At 38.9% G+C, this 19,657-nt stretch carries 20 protein-coding genes; 13 read left to right on the forward strand and 7 right to left on the reverse strand.

The window, feature by feature from the left end; translation table 11 throughout:
- Positions 1 to 2: 2 nt before the first annotated feature.
- Positions 3 to 212, reverse strand: a complete 210-nt coding sequence (locus tag H9648_RS18535; protein ID WP_144701031.1) for a DNA-dependent RNA polymerase subunit epsilon — start codon at positions 210 to 212, stop codon at positions 3 to 5.
- A 380-nt stretch (positions 213 to 592) separates the two neighbouring features.
- Here H9648_RS18535 and H9648_RS18540 point away from each other — a divergent pair, with 380 nt between their 5' ends.
- Complete coding sequence (locus H9648_RS18540) at positions 593 to 1,504, forward strand: DMT family transporter (RefSeq protein ID WP_191755257.1); 912 nt, start codon at positions 593 to 595, stop codon at positions 1,502 to 1,504.
- A 77-nt stretch (positions 1,505 to 1,581) separates the two neighbouring features.
- Positions 1,582 to 3,015 (forward strand): carbon starvation CstA family protein, encoded by a 1,434-nt coding sequence (locus tag H9648_RS18545; RefSeq protein ID WP_191755258.1) that lies wholly within the window; start codon positions 1,582 to 1,584, stop codon positions 3,013 to 3,015.
- Between the two features lie 104 nt (positions 3,016 to 3,119).
- On the opposite strand, the gene def is transcribed toward H9648_RS18545, so the two are convergent.
- Complete coding sequence (gene def / locus H9648_RS18550) at positions 3,120 to 3,671, reverse strand: peptide deformylase (RefSeq protein ID WP_191755259.1); 552 nt, start codon at positions 3,669 to 3,671, stop codon at positions 3,120 to 3,122.
- Positions 3,672 to 4,226: 555 nt separating this feature from the next.
- Here def and pdhA point away from each other — a divergent pair.
- The 4 genes from pdhA (at position 4,227) to lpdA (ending at position 9,136) form a co-directional block, all read left to right on the forward strand.
- Positions 4,227 to 5,309 carry a pyruvate dehydrogenase (acetyl-transferring) E1 component subunit alpha gene (gene pdhA, locus H9648_RS18555; protein WP_066393280.1) on the forward strand — a complete coding sequence of 361 codons (1,083 nt, stop codon included), beginning with the start codon at positions 4,227 to 4,229 and terminating at the stop codon, positions 5,307 to 5,309.
- Between the two features lies 1 nt (position 5,310).
- Complete coding sequence (locus H9648_RS18560; protein ID WP_144701024.1) at positions 5,311 to 6,288, forward strand: alpha-ketoacid dehydrogenase subunit beta; 978 nt, start codon at positions 5,311 to 5,313, stop codon at positions 6,286 to 6,288.
- A gap of 105 nt (positions 6,289 to 6,393) precedes the next feature.
- Positions 6,394 to 7,719: a dihydrolipoamide acetyltransferase family protein gene (locus tag H9648_RS18565; protein WP_191755260.1), complete on the forward strand. Its 1,326-nt coding sequence runs from the start codon at positions 6,394 to 6,396 to the stop codon at positions 7,717 to 7,719.
- A gap of 4 nt (positions 7,720 to 7,723) precedes the next feature.
- Entirely contained in the window at positions 7,724 to 9,136 is a 1,413-nt protein-coding gene (gene lpdA, locus H9648_RS18570; RefSeq protein ID WP_191755261.1) for a dihydrolipoyl dehydrogenase, read from the forward strand.
- A 567-nt stretch (positions 9,137 to 9,703) separates the two neighbouring features.
- On the opposite strand, the gene H9648_RS18575 is transcribed toward lpdA, so the two are convergent.
- Both H9648_RS18575 and H9648_RS18580 read right to left on the reverse strand, forming a co-directional pair.
- Positions 9,704 to 11,197: a glycine betaine uptake BCCT transporter gene (locus H9648_RS18575; RefSeq protein ID WP_191755262.1), complete on the reverse strand. Its 1,494-nt coding sequence runs from the start codon at positions 11,195 to 11,197 to the stop codon at positions 9,704 to 9,706.
- Between the two features lie 133 nt (positions 11,198 to 11,330).
- Complete coding sequence (locus H9648_RS18580; RefSeq protein ID WP_191755263.1) at positions 11,331 to 11,759, reverse strand: DUF1885 family protein; 429 nt, start codon at positions 11,757 to 11,759, stop codon at positions 11,331 to 11,333.
- 210 nt (positions 11,760 to 11,969) lie between these two features.
- On the opposite strand from H9648_RS18580, the gene H9648_RS18585 reads away from it, so the two are divergent.
- Both H9648_RS18585 and H9648_RS18590 read left to right on the forward strand, forming a co-directional pair.
- Positions 11,970 to 12,269 carry a DUF3055 domain-containing protein gene (locus H9648_RS18585; protein WP_137789786.1) on the forward strand — a complete coding sequence of 100 codons (300 nt, stop codon included), beginning with the start codon at positions 11,970 to 11,972 and terminating at the stop codon, positions 12,267 to 12,269.
- Between the two features lie 113 nt (positions 12,270 to 12,382).
- Positions 12,383 to 12,505 (forward strand): GapA-binding peptide SR1P, encoded by a 123-nt coding sequence (locus tag H9648_RS18590; protein WP_082861350.1) that lies wholly within the window; start codon positions 12,383 to 12,385, stop codon positions 12,503 to 12,505.
- Positions 12,506 to 12,546: 41 nt separating this feature from the next.
- Here the strand turns inward: H9648_RS18590 and H9648_RS18595 are convergent, their stop codons facing one another.
- Positions 12,547 to 14,022, reverse strand: a complete 1,476-nt coding sequence (locus H9648_RS18595) for an aminotransferase class I/II-fold pyridoxal phosphate-dependent enzyme (RefSeq protein WP_191755264.1) — start codon at positions 14,020 to 14,022, stop codon at positions 12,547 to 12,549.
- A 123-nt stretch (positions 14,023 to 14,145) separates the two neighbouring features.
- Between H9648_RS18595 and H9648_RS18600 the strand changes: the two genes are divergently transcribed.
- Entirely contained in the window at positions 14,146 to 15,105 is a 960-nt protein-coding gene (locus H9648_RS18600; protein WP_191755265.1) for an NAD(P)H-dependent flavin oxidoreductase, read from the forward strand.
- Positions 15,106 to 15,210: 105 nt separating this feature from the next.
- Here the strand turns inward: H9648_RS18600 and H9648_RS18605 are convergent, their stop codons facing one another.
- Positions 15,211 to 15,840 (reverse strand): YktB family protein, encoded by a 630-nt coding sequence (locus H9648_RS18605; RefSeq protein WP_191755266.1) that lies wholly within the window; start codon positions 15,838 to 15,840, stop codon positions 15,211 to 15,213.
- A gap of 166 nt (positions 15,841 to 16,006) precedes the next feature.
- Here H9648_RS18605 and H9648_RS18610 point away from each other — a divergent pair, with 166 nt between their 5' ends.
- Together H9648_RS18610 and H9648_RS18615 are read left to right on the forward strand one after the other, a co-directional pair.
- Positions 16,007 to 16,195 carry a hypothetical protein gene (locus H9648_RS18610; protein ID WP_066393326.1) on the forward strand — a complete coding sequence of 63 codons (189 nt, stop codon included), beginning with the start codon at positions 16,007 to 16,009 and terminating at the stop codon, positions 16,193 to 16,195.
- A gap of 110 nt (positions 16,196 to 16,305) precedes the next feature.
- The gene (locus H9648_RS18615) at positions 16,306 to 17,100 is read left to right on the forward strand and encodes an inositol monophosphatase family protein (protein ID WP_191755267.1); all 795 of its coding nucleotides are present in this window, start codon (positions 16,306 to 16,308) and stop codon (positions 17,098 to 17,100) included.
- Positions 17,101 to 17,129: 29 nt separating this feature from the next.
- Here H9648_RS18615 and H9648_RS18620 read toward each other — a convergent pair whose 3' ends face one another.
- Entirely contained in the window at positions 17,130 to 17,300 is a 171-nt protein-coding gene (locus tag H9648_RS18620) for a DUF5325 family protein (RefSeq protein WP_225218991.1), read from the reverse strand.
- 152 nt (positions 17,301 to 17,452) lie between these two features.
- Here H9648_RS18620 and typA point away from each other — a divergent pair, with 152 nt between their 5' ends.
- Positions 17,453 to 19,288: a translational GTPase TypA gene (gene typA, locus H9648_RS18625; RefSeq protein WP_191755268.1), complete on the forward strand. Its 1,836-nt coding sequence runs from the start codon at positions 17,453 to 17,455 to the stop codon at positions 19,286 to 19,288.
- 84 nt (positions 19,289 to 19,372) lie between these two features.
- Positions 19,373 to 19,651: a YlaH-like family protein gene (locus H9648_RS18630; protein ID WP_225218999.1), complete on the forward strand. Its 279-nt coding sequence runs from the start codon at positions 19,373 to 19,375 to the stop codon at positions 19,649 to 19,651.
- The last annotated feature ends 6 nt before the right edge of the window (positions 19,652 to 19,657 follow it).

The raw sequence follows: 19,657 nt of genomic DNA on the forward strand, positions 1-19,657 counted from the left end.
AATTATACATTCTCCAATTCCAATGAATTCGTGTCTTTTTCATACTCAAGAAATTTACCGTTAATTTCTTGTATGTATTCAATGTTGTATTTGCGATCAGCAAGCTTTTTACGTACGTCGTTAATTGTTTCAGCTTCTACATATACTGTTTGAGTGTGTTCACGAACAGGAACCTCTGTTAAGCTAGTTTGAAAAAATACTTTAAAAATCATATTTCATGTCTCCTTACCGGTCTGTAGTTTTTGAGTATCTTCGTCCTATTATAAAGGAAAGTGACATGTTTTTCATGTTTTTTCATAATGCTTCATTTGAAATCCATAAAAATATAAAAATAATAACTGTTAACCTATAGGTATTATCCTATATAATTACTTTAGTTAAGAGAGAAACTTAACCTAGTTAAGAATTAATTTCCCGTTATTATTTTGTTGTCTTACCCATTTCCTAAGTCTTTTTAATAAGCGCGTTCTCATCTTCATTTATTACCCTCCACGACTCTTTTTATTACTAGTATGTGTAGTTGAATCGATATTTTTGGAGGGAAATTGTTACATTTTTATTTGCTATATTTTATATGAGAAGGGGTTAACCAATGAAATTATATTCTGCCCTCTTTGTCTTAAGTTTGATATGGGGAATGTCTTTTTTATTTATAAAAGTCTTACTTGGTATTTTCGATCCATGGCAGATTGTATTTATTCGATGTTTGCTAGGAATATTGACAATCGTTCCTTTGTTTATGATTAGCAAGCAAGCTGTTCACTGGAAAACACTTCCCGTGAAAAAGTTGCTTCTTGTAGGTTTTTTGAATGCTGGTCTTCCTTGGGGACTGATTGCTTGGAGCGAAACTTTTTTAGATAGCGGGTATACCGCTATATTAAATGCTACTACTCCGATTTGGACGTCAATGATGGGTGTGTTCTTTTTCTCCATATCATTGCAATGGAAACAATGGGGTGGGGTACTCGTCGGTTTTGTAGGTATTTTATTGTTAATGGACATTGATGCTCCTGGACTGACTAAGAATCAGTTGGGCTTAGGGATTGTTTTGATGCTCGTAGCTACGTGTTGCTATGGATATAGTTCACAATACGCAAAAAAACATCTTCAGAACACAACGGTTTGGATCACGGCTTCTTCCACACTATTTGCAGGTATGCTTCTAAGTGCTCTCATGATGATACTGACGGACAGTTGGACATTGCCTGAAAATCCTATTAACTACAATACTTTATTATCCCTTATCGGTCTCGGAGTCTTTGGTTCAGGAATTGCCTACTTGCTATATTATTATATGATCTCTGCTGGTTCAGCCGAGTTTGCTACACTAGTCACTTACTTAGTGCCTGTATCTGCCGTCATGTGGGGTAGCGTCTTGTTAGATGAACAAATACACTCAAGTGCATTTTGGGGCTTGCTGCTTATTTTTGTAGGAGTCTATCTAACAGGTAAGAAAAAGAAGAAAAAGGACGTTTTACACCTGGAACGTGATAGAACAGCTTGAAAACATTCAATTTAAAATTGAGTGTTTTTTTTGTTTCGTGTAGAATGTAAGCGTATACAACGTGAGGAGGAATCTGGTTGAATACATTCTTAGTTTCAATTGTATTGTTAGTCGTTGGTTATTTTACGTATGGAAAGTACGTTGAAAAAGTGTTTGGAGTAAAACAGGAAAGAAAGACCCCTGCTTATGCACAAGAAGATGGAATTGATTATGTCCCGATGGGTACAAAAACGAACTCTCTTATTCAATTATTAAACATTGCAGGAGTAGGTCCGATTTTTGGACCTATCATGGGTGCATTATATGGTCCGGTAGCGTTTCTTTGGATCGTACTGGGAGCAATATTTGCAGGCGCTGTTCACGATTATTTAACGGGCATGATTTCTATTCGAAATCGAGGAGCGCATTTACCACAACTCGCAGGTAAGTTTTTAGGAAATGCGATGAGACATGTTGTAAATGGTTTTACTCTTCTTCTTTTATTATTAGTAGGAACAGTTTTTGTTAGTGCTCCAGCAGCGCTAATTCATGATCTTACGGGAGATTGGGTAAGTTTAAGTCTCATCATTGGATTGATCTTTGTTTATTATATTCTTGCTACACTCTTACCAATCGATAAGATTATTGGGAGAGTCTATCCATTCTTTGGTGCGTTGCTCGTACTTAGTGCAATTGGAATAGGTGGGGGATTAGTAGTTACAGGTGCACCGATTCCAGAACTCTCATTTGAGAATATGCATCCCGATAACGTACCGATTTTCCCACTCTTATTCTTGACCATTTCATGCGGAGCACTTTCAGGATTTCACGCTACACAATCGCCCATTATTTCACGAACAACTAAAAATGAAAAAGAAGGAAGAAAAATTTTCTATGGCATGATGATAGCAGAAGCTGTTATTGCAATGATCTGGGCAGCAGCTGCAATGAGTCTATTCGATGGAAAATCATTATCAGGCATTATTGCAGACGGCGGACCTGCAGCAGTTGTTAGTGAAGTGTCAGTAACGATGCTTGGAGCAATTGGAGGAACGCTTGCGGTAATCGGTGTCATCATTTTACCAATCACCTCAGGAGATACTTCATTCCGAAGTGCTAGAATGATACTAGGTGATTACTTCAACATCAGTCAAAAGAAACTATCTTCGAGACTTTGGATTGCGATACCCATGTTCGTTATTTCATTTTTATTAACAAAGATTGACTTTACATTACTATGGCGTTATTTTTCATGGGCAAACCAATCTACTGCTATGCTAGCTCTTTGGGTAGGAGCTATGTATTTAAAAAGATCGAAAAAGAATCATTGGATCGCTACATTGCCCGCCATTTTTATGACGATGGTGACTGTTACTTACATTTGTAATGCTCCAATCGGCCTCGGTCTCTCGAACGGAATAGCTTATACGATTGCAGCAATAACAACAATAATAGCAACTTTCTTGTTCGTGCGAAGTAAACCAAGCGACGAAGAAGCAATGCTCGTTGATGATGATCGCGATGTAGCTTAACAGAGGATCATTAGATAAAATCTATAATTTGATAGAAAAACGAGCGTCAAAGAATAAAAAAAACTCACTAAGGTGGTATGTCAGCTTAGTGAGTTTTTTTATCGTTACCTTATTACTACAGAGTTTGCAGGAGGTTCAAAGGGCTGCTTTTCATTGATTCGGTCAAAGAACATGATGCCGTTTAAATGATCAAGTTCATGTTGAAAACATATACCAGGAAGTCCTTTTAGTTTCAAGCTCACTTCTGATCCGTCAGGTGTGAATCCTTTTACCGTAACTTTAGCATATCGAGGTACAAGTCCAGGTACTTCTCTGTCTACAGATAAGCACCCTTCTCCTCCGTCTAAATAAGTCATCTGAACCGAATGACTAATGATTTTCGGATTTAACAGTGCATAACTGTATAAATTCCCATGTTCATCAGAAACATGAAAAGCAAAGATTCGTTTTGAGATTCCAATTTGAGGAGCAGCAATTCCGATACCGGGTCTTAAATTATATTTTGCTGCAATCTCTGGATCTTGGCTGTTCTTTACAAATTCAAGAAGCTCATTCGCTGTTTTAATGTCTTCATCTGAGAATGGAAAAGGTACTTCGACCGCTTTTCCCCTTAGTGTTGGGTGACCTTCTCTTAATACATCTTTCATTGTTAACACAAGCAAAACCTCCGTGCCGATATACTTTTAAGTTAATTTAATTTCCTCTTATCATAACATAGAGGATTTTTAATAAAAAAGAACGGGAATAAAATATTTTGGGCAATATTCTAGTTCAATCTTATCTTGTAAGGTGGTCTACAATTGTCAAAAATAAGCTAATAACGACTGATACAGCGGAAAAATTAATATGAAACAGTTAGGTTAATGAGACTGGATAAACGTTTGATGAAACAAGGTCGTAAATATGTGATAACTATATACAACCTATAGATTGACTGTATATGAGCAGTGGTGTAAACTAATTTACGTGAAAAGGATTGTTGTGTTACTCTATTTATATTAATTAGTAATACAGTTAGGGTGCCGCAAGATGGTTTAGCTCTTGAATTCAAGGGAAAACTTCAGGTGGGTACACAAAGGCATACCTAAAAGCCTTTTAATAATATAAACCTGTCTTAAAAATGTTTCACTTTGGGCAACCTGTTAAATATGTGCATGTTTTTAAGATTAGGGAAAATTGACAGGGTAAAAGAAAGGAAGAGGTGACTTTTCATGACGAAAACAATTGATGCAGTTCAAGATCAATTTGAAACGTTCCAGATTCTTTCTGAAGACGGAGAAGTTGTTAACGAATCGGCAATGCCGAATTTGTCTGATGAAGATCTGCAAGAACTAATGCGCCGCATGGTTTACACTCGAATTTGGGATCAGCGTGCTATCTCTTTAAACAGACAAGGGCGTCTTGGATTCTATGCTCCAGTAGCAGGACAAGAAGCATCTATGCTTGGAACTCACTATGCTTTAGATAAAGAAGACTGGATTCTTCCAGGATACCGTGATATCCCTCAAATGGTTTTCCACGGCTTCCCATTAACACAAGCATTCTTATGGTCTCGCGGACACTTCCAAGGTGGACAGATTCCTGAAGGTGTTAACGTATTGATGCCTCAAATCATCATCGGTGCTCAAATCATTCAAGCGGCTGGTGTTGGTTTTGGACTTAAGAAACAAGGTAAAAAGAACGTGTGTATCACTTACACTGGTGACGGTGGAGCATCACAAGGGGACTTCTACGAAGGATTAAACTTTGCAGGAGCATACCGTGCAAATACGATTTTTGTTGTTCAAAACAACCGTTTTGCTATCTCAGTTCCAGTTGAAAAGCAATCTGCAGCAAAAACGATCGCTCAAAAAGCAGTTGCAGCTGGTATTGAAGGAATTCAAGTTGATGGAATGGATGTTCTTGCAGTTTATGCAGCGACTCAACAAGCTCGTGAACGTGCAGTTTCTGGTGAAGGTCCTACTTTGATCGAAACTCTTACTTATCGTTACGGACCACATACGATGGCAGGAGATGATCCTACTCGTTACCGTACAAAAGATCTTGATAACGAATGGGAAAAGAAAGATCCACTAGTTCGTTTCCGTAAGTTCTTAGAGAAGAAGAACCTTTGGTCTGAAGAGCAAGAAAACAAAGTTGTAGAAGAAGCAAAAGAAGATATTAAAGCTGCGATCAAAAAAGCAGACGGAGCGCCTAAACAAAAAGTTACTGACCTTATCGGCTTCATGTTTGAAGACCTTCCGTTCAACCTTCGTGAGCAGTTAGAAGAATACACAGCAAAGGAGTCGAAATAATATGGCTCAAATGACTATGATTCAAGCAATTACAGACGCTATGCGCAATGAATTAAAAAGCAATGAACAAGTTCTTGTTTTCGGTGAAGATGTTGGCCAGAACGGTGGAGTATTCCGTGCTACTGAAGGACTTCAAAAAGAATTTGGAGAAGATCGCGTTTTTGATACTCCGTTAGCTGAGTCTGGAATTGGGGGACTTGCAATAGGTCTAGGGCTTACAGGTTTCCGTCCAGTAATGGAGATTCAATTTTTTGGTTTCGTCTTTGAAGTATTTGATTCAGTTGCTGCACAAATGGGTCGTATGAGATACCGTTCAGGCGGGGTATACACTTCTCCAGTAACAATCCGTTCACCATTTGGTGGAGGCGTTAAAACACCTGAGCTTCATGCAGACAGCCTTGAAGGTTTAATGTACCAAACTCCTGGTATCAAAGTTGTTATTCCTTCAACTCCATATGACGCAAAAGGTCTATTAATCTCTGCGATTCGTGATAACGATCCAGTAGTTTACCTAGAGCATATGAAATTATACCGCTCTTTCCGTGGCGAAGTGCCAGAGGAAGAATACACGATCGAACTTGGGAAAGCAGATGTGAAGCGTGAAGGTAAGGATGTATCTATCATTACTTACGGTGCTATGGTTCACGCATCATTAAAAGCTGCTGAAGAATTAGAAAAAGAAGGCATCTCTGCTGAAGTTATCGACCTTCGTACAATCAGCCCGCTTGATATCGAAACAATCATGGCGTCTGTTGAAAAAACAGGACGAGCGATTGTCGTGCAAGAAGCACAGAAACAAGCTGGTATTGGAGCGTTCGTTGTAGCTGAAATCAACGATCGTGCAATCCTTCACCTAGAAGCACCTGTATTGCGTGTAACTGCACCAGATACAGTGTTCCCGTACGCTTCTGCTGAAGATGTTTGGATTCCAGATCATCGTGATATTGTAGATAAAGCGAAGAAAGTCTACAATTTCTAAGAAAAAATGAATGTTAGCTGAAAGAGACGTCAGTTCATGACTGTTTCTTTCAGCTCTTTCACATCAGTGACGAAAAAGATTGTTATAAAATAGGAGGCGTTAATCGTGGCATTTGAATTTAAGCTTCCCGATATTGGAGAAGGAATTCACGAAGGTGAAATTGTAAAGTGGTTTGTAAAAGCAGGGGACGAAGTTAAAGAAGACGATATCCTGCTTGAAGTACAAAACGATAAAGCTGTAGTTGAAATCCCATCTCCTGTAGACGGTAAAATTCTTGAACTTAAAGTAGACGAAGGAACAGTATCTGTAGTTGGTGATGTTCTAGTAACAATTGAAGCAGAAGGTGAAATTCCTGCTGATGCTCATGGCGGTGGTGATGAAGCTCCGGAACAACCTAAAGCTGAAGAAGAAAAGAATGTGACTGCTGATCAAGCTAAAGAAGCTGACAAATCAGAAGACAAAACAGATAAAACTGAAGATACAGCTAAAGAAGAACCAGCAGACGAATCTAAGCGTGTTATCGCAATGCCTTCTGTTCGTAAATATGCTCGTGAAAAAGATGTAGATATTCGTAAAGTACAAGGTTCTGGAGATAACGGCCGTGTACTTAAAGAAGACATCGACAAATTCGTAAGTGGCGGCGGAGCAGCAGAAGCAGCACCACAAGCTACTGAAGAAGCTCCTAAAGCTGAAGCGAAGAAAGAAGCGCCTCTAGCAATTCCTGCTGGTGAAATGGAAACTCGTGAAAAGATCAAAGGAATTAGAAAAGCGATCTCAAAAGCGATGGTTAACTCCAAACATACAGCTCCACATGTTACACTTATGGATGAAGTGGACGTTACTGATCTTGTTGCACACCGTAAGAAATTTAAGCAAGTTGCTGCTGATAAAGGCATCAAGCTTACTTATCTTCCATACGTGGTAAAAGCATTAACTTCTGCATTGCGTGAATACCCTGTGCTTAATGCATCTATCGACGATGCAAACGAAGAAATCGTATACAAGCACTATTACAACATCGGTATTGCGGCAGATACAGATAACGGACTAATGGTACCAGTTGTTAAAGATGCTGATCGTAAATCGATCTTCAAAATCTCTTCTGAAATCAATGAACTAGCTACTAAAGCACGTGATGGTAAGCTTTCTGGTGAAGAGATGAAGGGCGGATCTTGTACGATTACGAATATCGGTTCTGCAGGCGGTCAATGGTTCACACCAGTAATCAACCACCCAGAAGTAGCGATCTTAGGTATCGGCCGTATTGCTGAAAAAGCAGTTGTTAAAGATGGAGAAGTAGTAGTAGCTCCTGTTTTAGCTTTATCTCTTAGCTTTGACCACCGTCTGATCGATGGTGCAACAGCTCAAAATGCATTGAATCACATTAAGCGTTTATTGAACGATCCACAACTATTAGTAATGGAGGCGTAATTCGATGGTAGTAGGAGATTTTCCAATTGAGTTAGACACACTTGTCATAGGTTCAGGTCCTGGGGGATATGTTGCAGCAATTCGTGCAGCACAATTAGGACAAAAAGTGGCTATTGCGGAAAAGGCAGAAATGGGCGGCGTTTGTTTGAACGTTGGTTGTATTCCATCAAAAGCTTTGATTAATGCAGGTCACCGTGTAGAACATGCTAATCACTCTGAAGATATGGGAATTACTGTTGATAACGTAACAGTTGATTTCAGCAAAGTTCAAGACTGGAAAGCAGGCATCGTTAAGAAGCTTACTGGCGGAGTTGAAGGACTTTTAAAAGGAAATAAAGTTGAAATCATTCGTGGTGAGGCTTATTTCGTAAATGAAAACACTGTACGTATTATGGATGAGAAGAACTCTCAGACTTACACGTTCAAAAATGCGATCATCGCTACTGGTTCACGTCCTATTGAAATCCCAGGATTTAAATGGAGTGACCGTATTATCTCTTCTACAGGAGCTCTTGCTCTTCAGGATATCCCTAAAAAGATGGTAGTTATCGGAGGCGGTTATATCGGTATGGAGCTTGGAACAGCTTATGCGAACTTCGGTACGGAAGTAACAATCCTTGAAGGAAGCAAACAGATCCTACCTGGTTTTGAAAAGCAAATGAGCCAAGTCGTTTCTAAACGCTTAAAGAAAAAAGGCAATGTGGAAGTATTTACTGAAGCTATGGCTAAAGGCGTTGAAGAAACTAAAGACGGTGTTACTGTAACAGCTGAGATCAAAGGTGAGTCTAAGACTTTTGAAGCTGATTATGTTCTCGTAACGGTTGGACGTCGTCCAAATACTGAAGAACTTGGTCTTGAGCAAGTTGGTGTTGAAATGACTGAACGCGGTCTTATCAAAATCAATAAAAAAGCTCAAACAAGTGTTAACGGCATCTATGCAATCGGTGATGTAGTAGAAGGTCCAGCACTTGCTCATAAAGCTTCTTACGAAGGTAAAGTAGCAGCGGAAGTGATTTCAGGACATGCTGCAGAGATCGATTACATGGCTATCCCTGCTGTAGTGTTTACAGATCCTGAACTTGCAACAGTTGGTTACGATGAGAAATCTGCTAAAGAAGCAGGATTTGATGTGAAAGCTTCTAAATTCCCATTTGCAGCTAACGGTCGTGCTCTATCTATGAACGAGACAGATGGGTTCATGAAACTTATTACTCGTAAAGAAGATGGACTTGTACTAGGAGCTCAAATTGCTGGTGGAAATGCATCTGATATGATCGCGGAACTAGGTTTAGCGATCGAAGCGGGTATGACTGCTGAAGATATCGCTATGACGATTCACGCTCATCCGACTTTCGGAGAGATTTCTATGGAAGCAGCTGAAGTTGCAATCGGACTTCCTGTACACATTGTAAAATAAATAAACAAATGAAAACCCCTTGTGGCTGTTCGCAGCTCACAAGGGGTTTTTTTCTGTTCAATCATATATAAGTAATCGCATCATAATCTTTATTTAGAAGCACTTGTCTAAAAAGAAGGATTTAGACAGTGGGTTTTTCTAATTTGATTAGGTCCCTATCAAAATAATTAATATAGTTAAAATGGAGGAAGCGATGAGAGTTTTATTATGCACTTTCATTCAGATTGTAATGTGGTGCGGTTATTCAATCGTGCTGTTTCTCTCACATCATGACCATAATTTTTTTGAAACAATACTAATGTTGATGTTTGGGTATTTCAACTTTCTGGTAGCCCAGCGATTGAACATAAACAAATCAGTTGCTCTAAACATGACAATATCGTTAACACTTATTTATGTCACAGGTAAAATGATGATTGGATAATCGTAGATGCTTCCTAAGCAATGTGGCGAGACTCTGAAATGGCGCAAAAGCCGCATGACGCTCACCATACGCGACATGGAATACGAGCAAATCTGAGCGTATATCAACTACTTTAGGTAGCAACAATGAATACCATAAACAGCTTATTTTAATTTTGTCTCTTCAGAAAGGGCCTTTTTAAGAGAAATCATCATAAAGATCAATACAAATGCAAATGGGAAAGCTGCGATGATTGATGCTGTTTGTAACCCTTCTAATCCTCCTGTATACAACAAGATGGATGCTGCCGCTGCTATAACAATACCCCAAATGAATTTTGTCATAGAAGAAGGATTCAATCGACCGTCACTTGTCTGCATTCCTAGGACGAAGGTAGCTGAATCAGCAGATGTAATGAAGAATGTACTGATCAGGAAAATAGCTAATATAGACATGATCGTTCCGAACGGAAGATGCTCAAATAGTGCGAAAAGCGCTACCTCAGTACCTTTATCTGCAATGATCTTGTTTAAACCAACATTATTAAAAATTTCTAAATGTAGAGCTGCACCTCCGAAAATTGAAAACCATAGTGCACCAAAAATGGTCGGGACAAGCAATACACCCATAATGAATTCACGAATGGTTCTTCCCTTTGATACACGGGCGATAAATGTACCAACAAACGGTGCCCATGCGATCCACCAAGCCCAATAGAAGACTGTCCACCCTTGAATCCAGCCGGCTTCACTAGGTCTGAACGGACTGAGTTTTAAACTCATACTAGGAAGGTACTGCAGATAGTTACCAAGAGATTGTACGAATACATCCATGATAAAGTTCGTTGATGACGCAAAAAGCAAGAACGCCATTAAAATAACAGCTATTATAATGTTCAAGTTACTTAAATATTTTATTCCTTTGTTTAATCCTGTTTGAGCAGAAAGAGTAAATAATACAGTAACGATGGCGATAATAATTAATTGTGTGGTGAAGTTATTTGAGATGTTCGTTAAATAAGAAACACCACCACTAATTTGTACGGCACCAAGTCCTAAAGAAGTTGCAACTCCAAAGATAGTGGCAAAGACAGCAACAATATCTATCGTTTTACCAATCGGTCCATTAACTCTGTCTCCTAACAATGGAGTAAATATTGCACTGATCAATCCTGGTGCACCTTTTCTAAATTTAAAATAAGCAAGTGACAATCCGATTAACGTGTATATTCCCCAAGGGTGTAATCCCCAATGAAAAAAGCTGTATCGAAGCGCAGCTTGAGCAGAGGCAGCATTTCCTCCTTCGCCGGATGCTGGCGTATAAAAGTGGCTGATTGGTTCAGCTACACCCCAAAAGACAAGCCCTATACCCATACCAGCACTAAACAGCATAGCAAACCAAGTGACTGTTGAGTACTCAGGCTTGTCATCTGGCTCTCCAAGTTTAATTCTTCCGTACTTACTAAAAGCTAGATATAATACAAAAATTAAAAAACTTGTAGCTGAAAGCAGGTAGAACCATCCAAATTTCTCTTGTAAGAAATTTTGAATAACGGTAGCCTTAGCTTGGAATTCGGTAGGAAATAAACTTCCTATGATAACAAAAACGACAGAAATAATTAGTGAAACGATAAAAACAATATTCGGTTGTTTTTTCATTTCTTCACATCCTTTCATGATATGTATTCATTTTATTTTCCCCTAAGGGCCCGAAAGTTTACATTGTAGTAAAAATAAAATAAGAAGTCCAATCATATGATTGGACTTCTTATAGAAAAAACCTTGATCCTCTTTACTTTTTAGGATAATAATACATCACTCTTCCGTTAAATAGATGAAGTTGACCCTTAAGTTTTGAAGCGATAAACTTACAAAACTCATTGGCTTTCCCCTTATCGCCATGAGTGGAGATGTCAGTTAAAGTAAATTGTATGTAACATTGTTCAAGGTTAGGATCATTGTTATTATCTGTTCCGATACCAACTAAAATATATTTATTTTTTCTTTGATCTAATCCTTTTAAGTAAAACCATTTTCCTTTAGCTTCTTTCTTTTCTTCAATCGTGTAAGGAAAAGCTGCGTCTGCATAGCCCCATGATAATTGTTCGCCTGTTTTAGTCGTGATAGAACGGTAATAAAGCAGAAGGTCTTTGAGTTCCTCTATAGTGATCACTTGTTTTAAAGATGCGGGAACAAGCTTGACATAGGCGCTTTGAGACATCTGATCCACTCCAATTTGTAATTTTTATCGTCATAGAAACATACTAATAGTATATCATATTGTAAGAAGATTTTGACAAATCGAGTTTAAAAAATCTTAGATGAGGGAATTACTCTTACATTCAATGACTTTCTTATTAGTATAACTCATTTAATTCCAGTAATGAACGACCCGATCGATGAACGAGGTAATCATACGAGGAGGGGTAATATGGAATGGTTTGAAAAATTGTATGACGAGAGTGAGTCCGTGAATGTCCGGTTTGTAGGTTTTACTACAGATACGGTTAGGTATGATTTTGGTATTGTTTATACGAATATGTTTTTTGGTAAACCATTAGTAGTATGCATGCAAACAGGAAGGTCAGCATTATTAGATTCAAATGATATAGGGAATCTTGAATATATCAAGCAAGCCTTTCACATTAAAACACTTAAAGAAGCTGAGGATCTGGCGCTTTTCTTTGAAGAAGCTGTACCGAACATTCAAACGATAGAACAATATGATTAAATAACATATTAATTTTAATGTGTTATACTAAATGTGTTGACAAATCAAATGTGACATAATATTATAAAGATATAAACGTAAGCGCTTTCAAAATGTGAAGGGAGATGGGACGGATGGGAGTAATCATTTGCCAAACGTGTGAAACAACAATTGAACATTTTGAAGAGGAAAAAGTGACCACTTTATATTCAAACACATGCCCGCATTGTCATGAGCAAACGAACTTAGATAAGTAAGAAAAAAAGAAGACCCCATGGGTCTTCTTTTTTGTGGTTAATTATCGAATAGCAACTTGTTCTTGAATAACCTTCAGATACTTTAAATCTGCATTTTCTGGGCCTTGAACGGGTAGACCGGCTTCAAGGTTTTCTTTAATATAATCCAAATTTTCCTTCGTGATGATTTCACCAGGGATGAAGATCGGAATTCCTGGCGGATAGACCATCACGAACTCTGCAATAATCCTACCGGCAGATTCTTCGAAAGGTACACTCTCTGTATTTGCGTAAAATGCATCACGAGGCGATAGTGCGAGCACAGGTATATCTGGAACATGTACAGGTATCGATTTTATCTCTTCATTCTTTGAATGGCTTAATTCATCAGAAAGTTGAGATAACGCTTGAACGAGGACCATGGTATCTTTTTCATGATCGGCCGTTGTAATCAAACATAGGATGTTGTACAGGTCAGATAATTCCACTTCAATATTAAAGTTTTGACGAAGCCAAGTTTCCGCGTCATATCCTGTAATGCCTAAGTCTTTTACTGATATTAAAAGCTTTGATGGATCATAATCAAAAGTAGCAGATGTGCCAAGCTTTTCTTCACCTACACAGTATAGGTTTGGGATATCATTAATCTTTGCTCTCGTTTCATTAGCAAGTCGAATTGTTTTTTCAATAAGTGTATATCCTTCAGTAGCAAGTCGGCGACGAGCTGCATCCAAAGAGGCAAGAAGGATATAGGATGTAGATGTCGTAGTCATCATACTTAGAATGGTTTGCACGCGTTCTGGTGAAACAAGACCTTCTCTTACGTTTAATATAGAGCTTCCCGTCAAAGACCCGCCAAGTTTATGAACGCTCGTTGCTGCCATGTCTGCTCCAGCTTGCATTGCAGATAGTGGCATGTGATCATGAAAGTGGATCAAAACACCATGTGCCTCATCTACAAGGACAGGTACGTCAAATCGATGAGCAATATCGACGATTCCTTTTAAGTCAGCAGCGAAACCAAAATAAGTTGGGTTGATAACAAGCACAGCTTTTGTGTCAGGATGCTGATTTAAAGCCTTTTCCACACTGTCTGGCGTTATTCCGTGTGAGATCCCTAGTTCAGGATCGATCTCAGGGTGGATAAAGATCGGCGTTGCACCTGAGAATACGATAGCTGTCATAATCGATTTATGAACGTTTCGCGGTACAAGAATCTTATCTCCTGGTGACACAACAGACATGATCATCGTCATGATGGCACCGCTTGTACCTTGTACAGAAAAGAAAGTGTGATCCGCACCAAATGCTTGTGCAGCAAGTGCCTGTGCTTTTTTAATCATTCCTTTTGGATGATGCAGGTCATCTAGTGGTGTAATGTTAATAAGGTCAATTGATAATGCGTTCGGTCCGATAAAATCTTTAAATTCTTCATCCATTCCTTGTCCCTTTTTGTGACCAGGAATGTGAAACTGCAATGGGTTCTTGTTTGCATGTTCACGCAAACCAGTAAATAAAGGAGTTTCGTGTTGAGACAATGTAATCTACACCTCATCTATCGTTAACTTATAATGAATTTCATCTTTCTATAAAACAAAAGAAGTATAACAGAAAATGCATGAAGATGTAAGTAAATGATTTAATTTTCAAGGAGGAAATAAATGAACACTAGACTTACTGAACTTTTACATATTAAATTTCCGATTATTCAAGGGGGGCTCGCATACTTGGCGTATTCTGAACTTGCTTCAGCTGTTTCAAACGCGGGTGGTCTAGGTCAAATTACAGCTATGTCATTACCAGATTCAAAAGCGTTGACAACTGAAATTCAAAGAACAAAAAAATTAACATCAAATCCTTTCGGAGTTAACTTTGCGATCGGACAACATGGAAGACCGTATGAAGAGATGCTTGAGGCGGCAATCGAAGAAGGGGTTGAAGTAATAAGTGTAACTGGAGGGAATCCTGCGCCTGTATTAGATCGTTTAAGAGATACAGGTATTAAAACATTAGTACTTGTATCAAGCGTCAGACAAGCTGTGAAAGCAGAACAATTAGGAGCTGATGCTGTGATGGCAGTAGGTCAAGAAGGCGGCGGCCATATCGGGAAGGATGACACGGGAACATTTGTCTTAGTTCCTAGAGTTGTTGAGAACGTTTCAATTCCAGTGATCGCCTCAGGAGGTATAGGTGATGGCAAAGGACTGATGGCTGCGCTTGCTTTGGGAGCAGAAGGAGTTGAGATGGGTACAAGGTTTATAGCGACAGAAGAATGTGTTCACGCGCATCCCTTATATAAACAGCTTGTTGTTGAAAGCTCAGAATTAGATACAGTGGTTATCAAGAGAACACTAGGAGCACCCGGCAGAACGCTACGGACAGATTTCACACTTGAAATTTTAGAAGAAGAAAATAAAGGTGGTACCTACCAACACTTAAAAGATTACATTAGTGGTGAAGCGAATAAGAAATTAATCTATGAAGGAAAGAATGAAGAAGGGTATGGTTGGGCTGGACAAATTATTGGAAGGATCAACGATGTACCTTCAGTAGAAGAGTTGTTCAACAGGATGAATGCTGAAGCTGAAACCATTAAACAAAAATTAAACAACCTTATCTAACACTTTTCTAACAATGAGGATACTTACCCATACATTTCTGTTGTACGGCAATATACTAGTGGTAAGAAGCAGCGGAAATTCTGCTTCCTGCCACTATTTTTTTATCTACAGCTTCTTCTTAAGCTCATATAGAGGTAGCAGCGTTTTAAACGTTTCATCAATTCGTTCGTACCAATCATTCTCAGTCATGGCTGCAGCCTCATCTCTATCAATACGAACGCCACAAAGTAGTTCTGCTTTTTTTACAGTGCTAAGACGGGTTGCCATTTCTTCAAGACGATCCTTTTTTACCTTACGATGAGGAAAGCTATCAGGTTTCATGTGATCATCAGACCATACAAAATCGTTAGGTATATTCTTCTTAATCTTGTTTAAGTTCTTTCGGATTATTTGTCCGAATGCATCCTTGATTGGTGCTTCGTAAATGAGCGCGAACCACAGAAATACATGTGTTTCCCAAAGTCCTATCTGAAAATGCGGCAGCATTTTATAGCCTCTTTTGTTAGGTGCGAAGGCTACCCATGTATCCTTTGGAGGATTTACCGTTCTTCTAGCATGTTTAGCAACGTGAAAGAACATCTCTTCTCCAGTAAGAGCAGTAAGTTCTTCTGCATATTTATTCCCTAAGGCCTCTAGTTTTGGCCGAATCTGGTTGATGATTTCTTCCATACGCTCATCAAGTCCTTGCGTTTGGAAAACCTTAAAGTCTGAATCATTGAATCCGTTAAATGTCATTTGAAAATCCTCCTGGTCGTCAAGTGCTACAAAGAATTTTAACATATGAAAAGCTTTATAAAAAAATGTTTGCATTAGATTCCGCAAAGTGCCGTTTCCATATACATGGCTGCTTCATAAAATGGAGAAAAGAAGATAACGAGAAAAGAAAGGATGTGCCGGTGAAATGAAACAAGTAATGAACACTTTGAAAAGAACGGATGCAGAAAGAAGAATTCCTGTATTAAAACTTGAGATTGATTATGAACTAGCTACTTTGTTTGATGCTTTAAAAGCGAAAGATCAAAAACAGATCAACGAATCAAAACGTAAGCTCGAACGATTAAGGCTGGAGCTCGTGAGATTAGAAGCATGATCCAAGCTGATAGCGGATAACAAAAACGAATCCATCATGTACGGATGGTTCGTTTTTTTGTGAAGAGAATGAAATTGACTTATACTATAAGAAAGGTAAGGAGTGAAAACATGACGAATGAAGAAATGATAACGTTAGAGAAACACTTGAAGACATGGACACTTGAAGCCGCACAGCTCTTAAAAGATTCTTTTCAGAACACATTAACGATTACATATAAATCACATATCGCTGATCTCGTAACAGATATGGATAAGAGTATTGAGAAATTTTTTATCACTAAGATTCAACAAACCTTCCCGGAACATAGAGTACTTGGGGAAGAAGGATATGGAGATGAAATTAAAGGGAACTCCAAAGGTGTTATTTGGATAATCGATCCGATCGATGGAACGACAAACTTTATTCATCAACAAGCTAATTTTGCGATCTCTATAGGAATATATGAAGATGGTATAGGGAAATTAGGACTCATTTACGATGTGGAAGGAAGTAACCTATATTTTGCTAAAGAGGGTGAAGGTGCTTATTTAAATGGTAAGAAATTACCGAAGTTAGAAGAAGTAACTTTATCAGAATCTGTTGTTGGTGTTAATGCAACTTGGGTTAGTCCGAACAGACGCATCAATCATGAACATGTACAACAGATCATCAGAAAATCTAGAGGGACTCGCTCATACGGATCTGCAGCGATCGAACTTGCTTATGTTGCATCCGGTAGACTTGATGCATATATGACACTCCGACTATCACCGTGGGACTTTGCGGCGGGTTTAATCCTTTTGAATGAGGTTGGTGGAATTGTGAGCCGAACGGACGGTGAACCTGTTCAACTTCTCGAACAGAACAGTATTCTGGCGGCAAAGCCCGGATTGCATAAAGAAATATTAGATCACTTAATATAAAACGAGTCTTAAAAAAAGAGAGCGTTCGATTATGAACGTTCTCTTTGCTTCTTTTTAAGAGTAAAACCATATCCCATAAGTAAAAATACAGAAACGATCGATATAAGAAAGACCAACCAGCTTTTTTCACCAATAGCTATTCCGATGCCGCAAATTGCAAATGCCGTCAATAGAGCTATAAAAAAGAAAATAATATTCATGATGACCTCCAAAGCCAAAAACTTGTCTATATTGTATTAAGTGTACCGAATTTACATAAAAAGAAAAAGCCTTTCTGTAAATTTGTGATATAATAGTCGAGTTGAACAAAAAATGATAAGAAAAAGAGATAGGATATAAGGAGAGAATACATTTGAATAGAAGAGATGATTTACGCAATATAGCAATTATTGCCCACGTTGACCATGGTAAAACGACATTGGTGGACAAATTGCTACATCAGTCAGGAACTTTCCGTGACAATGAACAAGTTAATGAACGTGCTATGGATTCCAATGCTCTAGAACGTGAGCGTGGAATTACAATTCTAGCTAAAAATACAGCGATTAACTATAACGAGAAACGCATTAACATCATGGACACGCCTGGACATGCCGATTTCGGTGGTGAAGTAGAACGTATCATGAAAATGGTTGATGGTGTTCTACTTGTTGTAGATGCATATGAAGGATGTATGCCTCAAACGCGTTTTGTTTTGAAAAAAGCGCTAGAGCAAAAGCTAACGCCAATCGTAGTTGTAAACAAAATTGACCGTGACTTTGCACGCCCAGAAGAAGTAGTAGACGAAGTAATCGATCTATTCATTGAACTAGGTGCTGAAGAAGATCAATTAGAATTCCCTGTTGTTTATGCATCTGCACTTAAAGGGACTGCTTCAATGGACCCAAGCAAGCAAGATGAAGATATGACAGCTCTTCTTGATACGATTATTGACACAATTCCTGCACCAGAAGATAACAGTGCTGAACCACTTCAGTTCCAAGTTACGATGCTTGATTACAACGACTACCTTGGCCGTATCGGTATTGGTCGTGTATTCCGTGGAACGATCAAAGTAGGTCAAGCCGTTTCATTAATGAAGCTTGATGGATCAGTTAAAAAGTTCCGTGTAACAAAGCTATTTGGTTTCTTAGGATTAAAGCGTATCGAGATTAACGAAGCAAAAGCGGGAGACTTAATTGCCGTTTCTGGAATGGAAGAGATCAACGTTGGGGAAACAGTATGTCCTGAAGGTCAAGAAGAAGCGCTTCCTGTTCTTCGTATCGATGAGCCAACATTGAAGATGACTTTCTTAGTTAACAACTCACCGTTCGCTGGTCGTGAAGGTAAATATGTAACAAGCCGAAAAATTGAAGAGCGCTTGATGTCTGAGCTTGAAACAGACGTAAGTCTTCGTGTTGAAAACACGGATTCTCCGGATGTTTGGACAGTTTCTGGTCGTGGTGAACTTCACCTTTCAATCTTAATTGAAAATCTTCGCCGTGAAGGATTCGAACTTCAAGTATCAAAACCTGAAGTAATCGTACGTGAAATCGATGGCGTAAAATGTGAGCCAGTTGAACATGTTCAAATTGACATACCTGAAGAGTACACAGGTGCAATCATGGAATCTTTAGGAGACCGTAAAGGTGAAATGAAGAACATGGTGAACAATGGTTCTGGTCAAGTGCGTCTTGAATTCATGGTACCTGCTCGTGGTTTGATCGGTTACACTACTGAGTTCTTAACACAAACACGCGGTTACGGCATCTTAAACCATACGTTCGACAGCTATCAGCCAATGGTTGCTGGAAACGTTGGTGGACGTCGCCAAGGTGTACTCGTTTCAATGGAAAACGGGAAAGCTTCTCAATACGGAATCATGGGGGTTGAAGACCGTGGTACGATCTTTATTGAGCCAGGAACAGAAGTATACACGGGTATGATCGTTGGAGAACACACTCGTGAGAATGACATTACAGTTAACATCGTAAAAGTAAAGCAGATGACTAACATGCGTTCTGCGAACAAAGACCAAACAGTAAGCATGAAGAAGCCTCGTATCATGTCACTAGAAGAAGCATTAGAATATTTGAACGATGACGAGTATTGCGAAGTAACACCTGAAAGCATCCGTCTTCGTAAAAAAGTACTTGATAAGAACGAGCGTGAAAGAGTAGAAAAGAAAAAGAAACTTGCTCAAGGCTAAACATATTTCTTAACAAAACGATCGGGAGTGGGAATCGTGGAGGAACAAGAAATCATGAAAGCGACAGGGGAAGATTCGTCCTCCATGGCATTGCTGCTAGGGATTGAGAACGACCCTGTCAGAGCTTTTCTGCTGTTATATCTCATCATAACAGCGTTAAGCATCATTGTTTTTAAGTTAGGATTTGCTAAGAAACTACCGCCGTTAAAAGCGGTAGTGATCTATTTGTTTTTGATTATCGGATGTTTGCCACTAGCATTTTTCGGTATTGGTTTGCCGGTTGCTGAAGGATTGATGGTAGCGGCACTTATTTTAATCATCTATAAAGTCCGGCTTCATCAGAGCAAGAAAGAAAAAAGCTGATAGGGG

This window comes from Fictibacillus norfolkensis (genome assembly GCF_014836645.1).
GTDB lineage: Bacteria > Bacillota > Bacilli > Bacillales > Fictibacillaceae > Fictibacillus > Fictibacillus norfolkensis.